A 12748-nucleotide genomic window follows, 5' to 3' on the forward strand; every position below is an offset into this window, starting at 1 on the left:
TATTTAAAGGGACTCCAATTCTTCCCCGAATACATTATCGGCATCTTTGGCATCAATTGTTCGCACTATTTTTCCTTTTTTGAAAATAATGCATTTGTCCTTTCCCCCTGCAATTCCAAGGTCTGCATGCTTTCCTTCGCCAGGGCCATTTACAACACAGCCCATGATTGCAACAGTTATTTCTTTGTCCATGGCAAGAAGTCTGTTCTGCCAACGGGAAACGAACGAATGTACGTCAAAGCCCAGTCTACCACAGCGAGGACAACTAACGATAGTTACGCCACCCTTTCTGAGTCCACACTCATGCAAAATCTCACGACCGGTAATTACTTCATTTTCTGGAGCTGAACTCAAGGAAACCCTGATGGTAGATCCAATACCTTTCTTCAAAAGATGTGTAAATGCCATGGTTGATTTTACAATGCCAGTAATCAAAGGACCTGCTTCCGTAACTCCAATATGGAGAGGAACATCACTGACCTTTGCAAATTCTTCGTTTGCCTCGATTGTTTCTTCTACAGAGCTTGCCTTCATGCTTACAACATAATTGGTAAAGCCAAGGCGTTCAAAAACTTCGGCTTCCCGCAATGCGGTTTCCGCAAGGGCCTTTGCACGGGTCATGGTTCCGTCAATTACCTTTTCTTCCAGGTCTTTTGGCAGGCTTCCGGTATTAACACCGATTCTTATAGCGGCATTTTTTTCCTTGCAGGCATCAACTACAGCCTTTACCCTTTCTTCACTTCCAATATTTCCAGGATTAATTCTGATGACAGGAACCGTCCCTTTAAGACATTCCAATGCAAGTTTATAGTCAAAGTGAATGTCAGCAACCAAAGGAACATCGGTATGAGACTGGATTACACACAATCCCCTTGCACTTTCCATGTCAGGAACGGCAAAGCGAATTATATCGCATCCGAGAGATTTCAATATATTGATTTCTTTAAGAATTGACTGAAGTTTTTCAGAGCCTTCAGTTACATCGGTGATGCCGTCTTTCCACATGGTCTGGATGGTAACGGGATTATCACCACCTACAAGAATTTTTCTGATTCCGTTTGCCCCGCCTACAGTAACAACGCGGGGACTTTTGAACAATGAAGCCATGATTCCATTATATCACTTATTTACCGCATTTGTCACAGCCATGGCAGCCTGAAGTTCCACAGCAAGAATCACCAGCTTCAGCTTGCTTTCCAAACCTGAGCTTTATAAACCTTCCAAGAACAGCGGCAACAATCAACATGAGCAATAGAGCAATGATCAAGGTAGACCAATAGCCAATATCCTTTGATGCAAAATATTTTCCCAGAACATTTACAAGCAGAGCTGCGGCATATGCAAAGGCACACTGCCAGATAATAGCAAAGGCTGTCCAGCGGCCACTGTTCATTTCACGACGAATGGCACCCATGGCAGCAAAACATGGAGCGCAGAGAAGATTAAAAACAAGGAATGCATAGGCGGAAACTGGTGTAAATACATTTCCAAGGTTACTGTAAACATTACCGTTCTGACCATAGAGAACTCCAAGGGTACTTACAATGTTTTCCTTTGCAAGGAGACCTGTAATGGAAGCAACCGTTGCCTGCCATGTACCGAATCCTAGGGGAATAAAAATCCAGCTTAGGAGATGTCCAAGGCGAGCAAGGATGGAGCAATCAATGTTAGTTTCAGAAACCATTCCAAATGAAAGTCTACCGTCCACAACAGTAAAACCAAAATTACTCAAAGCCCAAACCACAATTGTAGATACCATGATTATTGTTGAGGCTTTTACAACAAATTCCTTGCATCGATCCCATGTTGTACGGAAAACATTTTTTGCAGGAGGCAAATGATACGGTGGAAGTTCCATTACAAAAGGAGAATTTTTCCCCTTGAACATCCTGAATCTTTTTAAAATCAATCCTGAAAGAATTATGGAAAACATTCCGACAAAATAGGCACTTGTACTTACCCACGCCTTGCCGCCAAAGATACTTCCCGCAATCAAGGCAATGAAAGGAACCTTTGCTCCGCATGGAATGAAAGTAGTCGTGATTATGGTCATGCGCCTTTCACTTTCGTTTTCGATTGTTCGGCTTGCCATGATGCCAGGAACTCCGCAACCAGTTCCAACAAGAATTGGAATGAAGGATTTTCCACTGAGACCTATTTTCTTGAACAATCTGTCCAACACAAAGGCAATACGTGACATGTAACCGCAGGCTTCAAGAAATGAAAGAAAAAGAAAGAGTACGAACATCTGTGGAACAAAACCAAGTACGCTACCTACACCTGCGATGATTCCGTCCACAATGAGGGCCCTGAGCCATTCAGCTACATGCCAGGCATTGAGGGCATGACTTACAAAAGACGGAATTCCGTTCTCACCAAAAAGATTATCATTTACCCAATCTGTAGCAGGAGTACCAACGGTAACCATGGAAATGTAGTAGACAATAAACATAACAAAGGCAAATACGGGAAGCCCAGTAATTCTACCTGTAACGAGCCGGTCAATATTGTCAGAAAGGGTCAGTCCACTCTTGTTCTTTTTTATGTAGTAAGGATTTATGGCATCGCAAACATAATTGTATCTTTCATTTGTAATGATGCTTTCACTGTCATCCTCAAGGGCAGTTTCCGTTGCCTCAATATCCTTTTCAATGTGACAGAGTATTTTTGGATCTATATTAAGTTCTTCGATAACTTTCTGGTCACGTTCAAAAATCTTGATGGCATACCAGCGCTGTTTTTCATCCTCCATTTCATGAACACAGGCTTCTTCTATATGCGCAAGGGTATGCTCTACTTCACCGCTGAAGATATGCTTTGGTATGAAGCTGCCAGTAGCTGCGACTTCTACGGCAACTTCTGCAGCTTCCATAAGTCCAGTCTGCTTAAGGGCAGAAATCTCAACGATTTTACACCCTAATTTTTTTGACAGTTCATATGTTTTGATGATATCACCGCGATGACGGACAACATCCATCATGTTAAGGGCAATGACAACGGGAATACCCACTTCCACAAGCTGAGTCGTAAGGTAAAGGTTTCGTTCAAGGTTTGTAGCATCAACAATGTTGAGGATGACTTCAGGCCTATCATGAAGAAGATAATTTCTTGCAACTACTTCTTCCATGGTATAAGGACTTAAAGAATAAATGCCCGGAAGATCAGTAACTATGACATTTTCAAGGCCCTTTACGCAGCCTTCCTTTTTTTCTACAGTTACGCCCGGCCAGTTTCCAACATACTGATTTTGTCCGGTCAAGGCATTGAAAAAAGTGGTTTTACCGCAGTTAGGATTTCCAACCAGAGCTATTCGGATTTTTGAAGCTTCTTTATTGCTCATAAAATTTTACTCGACAATCTCAATCATTTCGGCATCCGCTTTTCTTAAGGAAAGTTCGTAGCCTCTTACAGACAGTTCCATAGGATCTCCCAAAGGAGCAAGTTTTCTAAGGTGAATCTCAACTCCTTTTGTAATGCCCATGTCCATGATGCGCCGGCGCAATGCTCCTTCACCGTGAACTTTTATTACCTGAGCCTTTTGACCTGTTTTCATGTCCTTGACTGTCTTCATAACACAAGAATTATACTACACTAATAGAGGTTAGATAAAGATAACTAAAACATAAAAAAAACTCCAGTAAAATCGACTGGAGTTTAATTATTAATTAATCCTCGTAGCGAGAAACAATCTGAGGCTCTTCAAAACAAAGTCGGACTCTTGGAAGTGACTTGATTTCAGTGTATGTATCCATCATCCAGTCGCCGTTTGGATCCTTGTCGTAATCCTTTGAAGGTGTGTCGTTAAGACCGCTTGCTGGTGGAGCAAAGATATTCAGCTTCATGTCGCAAGGGCCTGTCAAAGCCTTATCGTAGAACAATGTCATCATGTCCACGCATTTTGTTCCAGGAGCCTTGTAGAACCAGTAGCCTCCAAGCTCAAGCATAAGATTCTTTTCGAGAAGATCATCATCAAAATAAACTTCTGCGAATACAGGCTGCTTTTCAAAATGAAGGTCCATGGAAAGTCCTTCGCTGTCTTCTGCACTTCCCCAGCGGAGCTTGCATGGAAGTTCAACTTCTCCTGCTGCAACAATAGGCTGGCTGTAGAACGGCTTATGAAGCTGATTGCGGTACATGGCAAGCATCGGCTGCTCGATACCTACATCGCTGTTGTTAGGATCCGTAATTTCAAGTCCAAGGCGTCCGTCATCGCGAAACTGATAGAAGGTAAATGCTGTAAGCCAGTGTTCAGGATCCTTTTCAAGACGGTTCATAAAGTGCCTCATCATGTTGGACTGAACGAAAGCACCTGTAACATCACCGTCACCGTTAAGTTCAGAAAGAATGAATGGCTTGTCCATTCCTGTGATTTCACGAAGGCGATGCAAGGTAGCCTTAGCCTGATCGTAAACTTCATCTACATCGTAGCAGGCAAAGTCATCTCCGCTGCCCTTTTCACATACAGTTACAGGCCATCCCCAGTGAAGCGAAAGATAATGGTCGCCAGACCAGATGTCGCAAACCTTGTGGGCTTCAAGGAAGATGTCTTCCATTTCAACCTTGCCTTCTTCCTTCATGAACATGCCGGCACAAAGGATTGTCTTTACGTTTGGAGCATATTCCTTGAGGATTTTTGCAAAACGAACAAAAAAGTCTGCAATTGTCTGGTAGTCTGCACGGCGGTTAAAGCAGAACCAGGTACCTGTACATTCGTGGTTGATGCGAAGATACATTCTTCCATATGGACGAAGATCCTTTGCAATTCCAATAAGATACTTGTCTTCGAGAGTTGGATCAACTGTCAATGTAAGGACAACATCCTGTCCACGACGGCGGATTTCCTTCATGTAGTTGAAAGGTTCGGCTTCACGGTTTCCGTTGATACCACCAAGGTATGGAAAATAATCTTCATAAGGGAAGTTCCAGGCTCCACCAGCCTTGTTTTCAGGCAATGCAATTGAAGCACGCTGAGGCCAGATATCATCCTTTGGATAATATGTATACATGAGGCTTATGCCACGGTGAACTTTCTTCATCTTGTTGAGGATATAATCCTGATTTACATAGAAACTTCTTTCGCTTCCATCACCCATATCAAGGGCACACTGAGCGCTTTTCAGAACAACTTTTTTTGCTTTCATACGCCAAACTCCGATTATTTATTTGCTTATATTCTAATCCATTATAACCTGTTTTAATATCAGTTTTTTTCTATTTGTAGTAACAAATGCTTATTTAAATAAAAAAAGCCGCCGGATTCATTTCCAGCGGCCTTAATTTAGTCTTAAATTATACTAAATTAGCAAACGATCATTGAGAATACCATTGCGAACAAAGCAACTGTTTCACAAAGACCAACTACCATGATGTACTGAGAGAAACCCTTTCCTGTTTCACCGAGAGCATCAGAACCTGCAGCACCAGCCTTTCCCTGAGCCATAGCAGAGAATGCCATAGCAAGACCTGATGCAATGCCGAGACCAAGAAGGAATGATGGATCCTTGCTTGAAGAAATCATAGACTGCATTGTAAGGAAGCCGTAGATTGTCTGTGTAAGTGGAGCACCAGCAAAAACTGTAAGGATGAATGGAGCTGGCTTGTTGTTGAGGTAACAGCGCTTCCAAGCACCGATTGCACCCTGACCTGCAGTTCCAATACCAATTGCACTACCAATAGCAGCAATACCCATAACAATAGCAGCACCGAGCATTCCAAAATTCATAATTTAATTCTCCTATAAATAAGTTTTATGTTTACGATTCTTCAGAAACATCTGTTCCAAAGATATCTCTATAATATTAATCCCTTTCGCTGAAAGGATTATATTTGAAACCAGACCATGACATTCCCAAGTGATTGGAGAATTCCAATGTGTTAAGGCGAACACCATGAACGATAACGGAAAGAAGGTTCAAGATCATGTTCAGACCGTGTCCGAATACGATGAGTGCCAGGAATCCGACGAACAGAACTGCATGTCCAAGCAAAGGACCTGCCATGCTGTTTACAGTTCCAGAGATTGCGGCACCTGCCAAACCAACTGCCCAAAGACGGATGTAAGAAACGACATCTGAGAATACGTTTACAACACCAAGAAGTACGGAAATGATGTTCTTGCAGCTTTCGAGAACTGATTCAACAACGCTTCCTGAATAGCTTGAGAAGACAAAGCTGAGGACAAAACCTACAGCAACAAGTCCGATGGCAAGCTTTCCTACAGGAATTCCGTAGATTACTTCATTGAATGTAAATACTTCTGCACTTACAACCATGGAAAGTACAACCCAGTACATACCCACAACCTGCATAAGGGAACCGAATTCACCAATCCACTTGAGGCTCTTGAGGTTAGCTGCGATTCCCTTAAGATGTGCAACAGAAAGCTGAAGCAAAGCAAGGGTAAAGCAGAAAATCTGAAGATTCTGTGCTGTTGTAAGATAGAGGCCTGATTCTGGTTTCCAGAAAATTGGCCACTGAGTGTCACCGTATGCATTTGAAAGCTGAGGAACAGAAAGTTCCTTTAGCCAATCAGGAAGCATATCAGGTGTAAGTCCAAACCATGTACAGGTAACTGTACCCCATGCCACTGTTGCAAGCCCAAGAAGAAGAACGAGTCCTGCAAGGGATCCGCCTTTTTTCGAGGCAAGGGACTTTACAGCCATTGCAACACCGACACCTGTAAGAAGAAGTCCGTATCCACCATCTCCGAAAATCATTCCGAAGAAGACTGTGAAGAACAAAAGGAACCAGCCTGAAATATCATATTCATGGTAGCCAGGAACAGTTCCAAGGAAGTCTGTAAGCGGATAAATGAGGCTTACAAGCTTGTTGTTCTTGAGCTTTGTTGGAACCATGTCGTCTTCCTTTGGTTCGGAAGCAACATAAGCCCAGCTGTTGTCTGAACAAACCTTCTTGAACTTGTCCATTGAATCAACAGGTACATAACCTGTAACCCAGGCAAGACGAGTTTCTGCTTCAGAAAGTTCTTCGTCTTCCTTTTCCATACCGCTGGAAATGTTTTCAAATTCAATGTCAGAAAGAAGCCTGTTTTTTGATTCCTTGAGGGCTGCTTCAAATTTCTTTGCGGCAACGATCTCACGGTCAAGGCGCTCGATTTCAGCCTTAGCCTTTACGATGTCATCTTTGAGTTTTTCTGTTGAACACTCTGGGAGCGGAACAGAATATGCCTCTGCAGGAAGTCCTTCAGGGCGTTCCTCAACTTCAACATCAGAAACAAGAAGGAATCTTACAACCTTGTTGATTTTGTTTACAACAACAGTATTGATGTCCTTGCTGATTTCAGAATACTTGTCCTGAGGAATCTCAAACATGTAAAGGTAGAGGCCTTTTTCTGTAAGAGATGCAAGTTCTGCAGGATTTACGCTGCCCCACTTTTCAAGGCGAGCAAGTTCCTGCGTATTCTGGTTGATCTTGTCAAAGAGGCTTTTCTTTGTATCAGTAAAGGAAATGATTTCCTTTGCCTTTGCAACTGCATCTTCTGCTGAAAGTTTTACCTGTTCAACAGTCTGCTTCTTTCCAAGCTTAACTTCTTCAAGAATTGCAAGAGCCTTTTCAGTTTCTGAAGACTGTTCCTTGTATGCAGAAAGTTCAGCACTTCCACCTTCAATTTCTTCAAGGTGAAGAACACCAGCCTTTCTTAAAGCCTTCAGGGATTCTGTTTTTTCAGCTTCCAGTATAACAAGGGAAACTTTTTTCATTTCTACGATCATTCTTCAGTTTCCTCCTTGTCCGATACATTCTGCAGCTTTTTCTTAGAAATCTTAGAGCGAACAACTGCGGCAACCTGTTCATCACCAAGGAAAATACCGATTTTCTTGATGTTTGCCTTGGTTTCAGGAATCTTAACCTTTTCAAAAAGGTTAACGCGCTGTGTTGTTGTCCTCAATTCCTGCGACAGAAGCCTAACCTGTTCATCAAGAACTTCTGCCATAAGATCAAGCTCCAGAGCCTTTTCCATACGGTCTGCAGCCATATCAATCCACAATGGTGTTGAATAAAGGTCATAGTCCCCACGACCAAAATCTGCACCTTCGTAGACAGGGATTTTAACACCCGCAATATTGTCCCAGCCCTTCTTGATGTTCTTTACAGTAACCATGTCGGGCTTGAAAGCATCTTTTTCACCAAAGACGCTGATCCAGTTTTCAAATTCAGCCTCGAGCACCTTTTTCTGTGCGCGAACTTCCTTTGCCTTTTCGTCAATGGTGCGGATTTCTGACTGCAGCTGCTGTTTTTTGAGCGTAAGAGTTGGAAGATAGCGCTGATACATCTTAAGCGCATCTTTCTGAGTCTTCTGCTCGTTTTTAGTCAGCTTTAATTTTGCCATAAAATATCCTTATGCGAGTTCAGTTTATTTATTAGGCCAGAATTCTTCGATCAATTCTGTCTTAAGACCAGTTTCATTCTTTTCGAAACAATCGGCAAGAATTTTCCATCCATTGTCCAATGCTTCTTCAAGAGGAACATTTACAGTAAGGTCCATCATCTTTGCTTCGAACATTACACCGTACTTGAGAAGCTTTTCATCCCATGCACTCATGTTGAAACCCATGGACTTCTTTTCGAGTGTATCCTTGTAAGATGCGTAAAGACGAATCATGGCATCCATCAAAGAACGGTGGTCCTTGCGAGTCTTGTTGTTAACCTGCTGCTTGAGACGAGACAAAGAACCGAACGGTTCAATGCGTCCGCCCTTGAGGTAATACTGACCTTCAGTAATGTAACCTGTGTTATCTGGAACTGGATGAGTAACATCATCACCAGGCATTGTTGTAACAGCAAGAACTGTAATGGAACCTGAATCGTTGAAGTCAACAGCCTTTTCATAGCGTGATGCAAGCTGTGAATAAAGGTCTCCAGGGTAACCGCGGTTTGAAGGAACCTGTTCCTGTGTAATGGCGATTTCCTTCATTGAGTCTGCAAAGTTTGTCATGTCTGTAAGAAGAACGAGAACATCCTTTCCCTTAAGTGCAAACTTTTCTGCAACTGCAAGTGAAAGATCAGGAATCTTCATACATTCTACAGTTGGGTCAGCAGCTGTGTGAACGAACATAACTGTCTTTGAGAGGGCTCCACCTTCTTCCAATGTCTTCTTAAAGAAGAGGTAGTCATCATACTTGAGCCCCATTCCACCGAGAACGATTACATCTGCTTCTGCCTGCATGGCGATGCGTGCAAGGAGCTGGTTGTATGGTTCACCTGAGATAGAGAAGATTGGAATCTTCTGAGAAACAACCAATGTGTTGAAAACATCGATCATCGGAATGTTTGTACGCATCATGCGGTTAGGATTGATACGCTTTGATGGGTTTACAGAAGGTCCACCGATTGAAATGAGGTTTTCTGTAAGTGCTGGACCATGATCGCGAGGTTCTGCTGAACCGTTGAAAATACGTCCAAGAAGGTCATCACTGAAGGAAATCTTCATGTCGTGACCAAGGAAGCGGATCTGATCGTTTGTAGCAACACCACGACCACCTGCAAAAACCTGAAGTGAAACAGTCTCACCGTCGATCTTGTTTACTTCAGCAAGAGACTTACCGAAGCGTGTTGTGATTTCTGCAAGTTCATTGAGCTTTACGCCCTTTGCCTTGACAGTAATAACGCTACCGTTAATGCTTTCGATTTTGCTGTATACTTTAGCCATTATTCACCGTCCTTGAGAAGAGTCTTTACATCTTCACCGATCTGTGCATTTTTTTCTGCAAGAGTTGCGTCGATTGTCTTCTCTGCCTTTTCAAAGTCAGGAGTCTTGAATGCCTTGTAGTTCATATCGCGGAAGTTCTGTGTAAGCTTGTTGAAGAATGTACGGGCATCGTCTTTTTCTTCAAAGTCGAATGTAGATCCAAGAATGCCTACAATCTTAGCAAATACATACTGCTGGCGTTCAATTGAAGTTGCACCTTCGATTTCATCGAAAGAATCCTGCTGCATGTAGATTGCATCAAGGAATTCACTCTTAAGGTAAAGGATGAAGTCTGAAAGGCTTGTACCTTCTTCACCGACAACCTTCATCATCTGGTTAACTTCAGCACCGCGCTTGTAAACGCCACGAGCATAGTCTACCCAAGACTTTGTAATTACAGGCTTGTACTTTGACCATGAATCAAGTGGGTCGATAGCTGGGTAACGGCGTGCATCTGAACGGGCACGAGAAAGACCGTGGAATGCACCGACAACCTTAAGTGTTGCCTGTGTAACTGGTTCTTCAAAGTTACCGCCAGCAGGAGAAACTGTACCACCGATTGTTACGGATCCTGTTTCACCGTCACGGAGCTTTACGATACCAGCACGTTCATAGAATGAAGCGATTGTAGATTCAAGGTATGCTGGGAATGCTTCTTCACCTGGGATTTCCTCAAGACGACCAGACATTTCGCGCATGGCCTGTGCCCAACGAGATGTTGAGTCTGCAAGGAGGAGAACATTAAGTCCCATCTGGCGATAGTATTCAGCAAGAGTAACACCTGTATAACAAGATGCTTCGCGGGAAGCAACTGGCATTGAAGATGTGTTACAGATGATGATTGTTCTTTCCATAAGTGAACGGCCAGTTCTTGGGTCCTTCAACTCTGGAAATTCTGTAAGTGTTTCAACAACTTCACCTGCACGTTCACCACAAGCTGCGATGATAACGATGTCTACGTTTGCATTGCGGGATGTTGTGTGCTGGAGAACAGTCTTACCTGCACCGAATGGTCCTGGAATACAGTATGTACCTCCGCGGGCAACTGGGAAGAATGTATCGATAAGGCGAACCTTTGTTTCCATTGGTTCATCTGGGCTCAAGCGTTCTGCATAGCAGTTTACTGCACGCTTAACTGGCCACTTGAAGCTCATTGAAATGTTAACTGTCTTGCCTTTTTCGTCAGCAAGAGTTGCAATTGTGTCGTGGATCTTGTAAGAACCGGCCTTTGCAATCTTCTTGATTGTGTATGTTCCAAGGAATCCGAATGGAACAAGAATCTTGTGTGTGAATGGTCCTTCTGGAACTGTACCAACGCTGTCGCCAGCAAGAACTTTGTCGCCTTCCTTTGCAGTTGGTGTGAATTCCCATTTCTTTTCTTCGTTGAGGGCTGGAAGGTAAACACCGCGTTCAAGGAAGTAACCTGACTTTTCAGCAAGCAATGGAAGTGGATTCTGAAGACCGTCGTAAACCTGACCAAGAAGACCAGGACCAACTTCTACAGAAAGAAGGTCACCAGTAAATTCTACTGAACAGTCTGTAGAAATACCGTTTGTCATTTCATAAATCTGCATCTGAGCTGTATTGCCGCGGATACGGATAACCTCACCCTTAAGGCTCTGTCCGTCAACTTTAACGTAGCCTACTTCGTTGAGAGAAACCTTTCCGTCAAATTCAACAGAAACCATGTTTCCGTTTACAGCTACAACTTTGCCTTTTGTATCTGTCATTTGTTTTCTCCAAGTATTGAGTCGTAAATTTTGTGATAAGAAGCCAAACCTTCATCCCTGTTAAACTTCTTCATGCGCTCTGCAAGCATAAGCTTAAGTCCGTAATTGAAAACTGCATCCACTGAAAACATGTCCATTGGAGCAAGCTTGTCAAGAACACTCATCCTGTACTGGTTAAGGAACTGCTCGGCGCTTAAAGGACTGTCCATTCCTGTAGCTGTACGTGCAGCCTGGATAACTTCACCGTCACTTGTCGATGGAAGGTCCTTGTTGTCCTTCTTCATCTTAAGGGCGCGAAGCTGTGCCAGGGCAAGGCGAAGGTTACGTTCCTTCTCGTACCACTGGTCAAGGAATGGTGACCCAGTTGATTCTGTTTCCAACGGTGGTTCCAGTGTAAGGTTTTCTGCCATGATCTTTGCCTTGTCAGACATGAATCTTGCACAGAGGTCCTTGAAATATTCAACAGTCAGAGGAAGTTTCTGATTGCTGTCATCGTTCACTGAGAATGCTGGAAGCTGGGACACTAAATAATAGAGATGTTCCACTATTTTTTTCCTTTTGGTGCTGCCTTCTTAGCAGGTTCCTTCTTTGCAGTTTCTTTCTTAGCTGGAGCCTTTTTTGCAGGAGCAGCTTTCTTTTCAGCCTTATCTTCTGGTTCAACCTTTGGAGATTCTTCTGCAATACCTGCAGCAGCCTTCTTCATAAGCTCTGTTGTCTTTGGATTAAGGTATGCGCTGAACAGTGAAGCAACTTCCTCTGCGCTGAAGTCATAGAATGCTTCTCCGCCCTTTGTTCCGATTCTGAAACCAGCAGAAAGGGAGGCATCAGCCTTGATTTCTACACCCTTAGAAAGTTTTCCCTTAAGTGCAGTCTTGATTCCACTTTCAAGAGCCTTTACATCCTTTGCAGGAAGAAGGATTGAAACGTCTGTAGCATCATTGTTTGCAGCCCATGCTTTAACAGCATCTGGAATAATCTTCTTAAGGAGATCCTTGTCCATAGCCTTTTCTGTTTCTGCATTTACGAGGGCAGAAAGTTCCTTGTTGATGCCATCACGGAATGAAATGATAAGGTTGCGTCCTGCCTGTGCAATGGCATCTTCACTAGCCTTTTCCATACGTTCTGTTTCTGCCTTTGCAGTCTTGATAATGCTGTCTGCTTTGGCTTCAGCATCACTAACAATAGAGGCAGCCTTTTTTTCTGCTTCAGCAATGATCTTCTGTGCAGCAGATTCAGCACTTGCAACTCCGTCCTTCTTGATCTTTTCGATCAGTTCTTGTAACTGAATGTCCATTACAACCTCTCTATTAAA

Annotated in this window: 10 protein-coding genes and 1 pseudogene; all 11 read right to left on the reverse strand. The window is 43.2% G+C overall.

Features of this window, described 5'->3' with window-relative positions; all coding sequences use genetic code 11:
- Positions 1-3: 3 nt before the first annotated feature.
- Entirely contained in the window at positions 4-1107 is a 1104-nt protein-coding gene (gene ispG, locus ACKI39_RS11985; protein ID WP_407400845.1) for a flavodoxin-dependent (E)-4-hydroxy-3-methylbut-2-enyl-diphosphate synthase, read from the reverse strand.
- Positions 1108-1123: 16 nt separating this feature from the next.
- Positions 1124-3340, reverse strand: coding sequence for a ferrous iron transport protein B (gene feoB, locus ACKI39_RS11990; protein WP_407400847.1), 2217 nt, complete (start codon positions 3338-3340; stop codon positions 1124-1126).
- Between the two features lie 6 nt (positions 3341-3346).
- The gene (locus tag ACKI39_RS11995; RefSeq protein ID WP_318691819.1) at positions 3347-3571 is read right to left on the reverse strand and encodes a FeoA family protein; all 225 of its coding nucleotides are present in this window, start codon (positions 3569-3571) and stop codon (positions 3347-3349) included.
- A gap of 94 nt (positions 3572-3665) precedes the next feature.
- Positions 3666-5141, reverse strand: a complete 1476-nt coding sequence (locus ACKI39_RS12000; protein ID WP_407400849.1) for a hypothetical protein — start codon at positions 5139-5141, stop codon at positions 3666-3668.
- Positions 5142-5299: 158 nt separating this feature from the next.
- Entirely contained in the window at positions 5300-5722 is a 423-nt protein-coding gene (locus ACKI39_RS12005; RefSeq protein ID WP_318689222.1) for a V-type ATP synthase subunit K, read from the reverse strand.
- 76 nt (positions 5723-5798) lie between these two features.
- The gene (locus ACKI39_RS12010) at positions 5799-7730 is read right to left on the reverse strand and encodes a V-type ATP synthase subunit I (protein ID WP_407400851.1); all 1932 of its coding nucleotides are present in this window, start codon (positions 7728-7730) and stop codon (positions 5799-5801) included.
- A complete protein-coding gene (locus ACKI39_RS12015) occupies positions 7727-8347 on the reverse strand; it encodes a V-type ATP synthase subunit D (RefSeq protein ID WP_407400853.1) in 621 nt (206 codons plus the stop codon). The genes ACKI39_RS12010 and ACKI39_RS12015 overlap by 4 nt, the downstream gene beginning before the upstream one ends.
- Positions 8348-8371: 24 nt before the next feature.
- Positions 8372-9667, reverse strand: coding sequence for a V-type ATP synthase subunit B (locus ACKI39_RS12020; protein ID WP_318691815.1), 1296 nt, complete (start codon positions 9665-9667; stop codon positions 8372-8374).
- Positions 9667-11436 carry a V-type ATP synthase subunit A gene (locus tag ACKI39_RS12025; protein ID WP_318691814.1) on the reverse strand — a complete coding sequence of 590 codons (1770 nt, stop codon included), beginning with the start codon at positions 11434-11436 and terminating at the stop codon, positions 9667-9669. Before ACKI39_RS12025 ends, ACKI39_RS12020 begins: the two co-directional genes overlap by 1 nt.
- Entirely contained in the window at positions 11433-11981 is a 549-nt protein-coding gene (locus tag ACKI39_RS12030) for a DUF2764 family protein (protein ID WP_318711675.1), read from the reverse strand. The genes ACKI39_RS12025 and ACKI39_RS12030 overlap by 4 nt, the downstream gene beginning before the upstream one ends.
- A 143-nt stretch (positions 11982-12124) precedes the next feature.
- Positions 12125-12730 (reverse strand): annotated as a pseudogene (locus ACKI39_RS12035) (V-type ATP synthase subunit E); the annotation flags it as partial.
- Positions 12731-12748 lie beyond the last annotated feature (18 nt).

Source organism: Treponema sp. (assembly GCF_045641405.1).
In the GTDB taxonomy this organism is placed as follows: domain Bacteria; phylum Spirochaetota; class Spirochaetia; order Treponematales; family Treponemataceae; genus Treponema_D.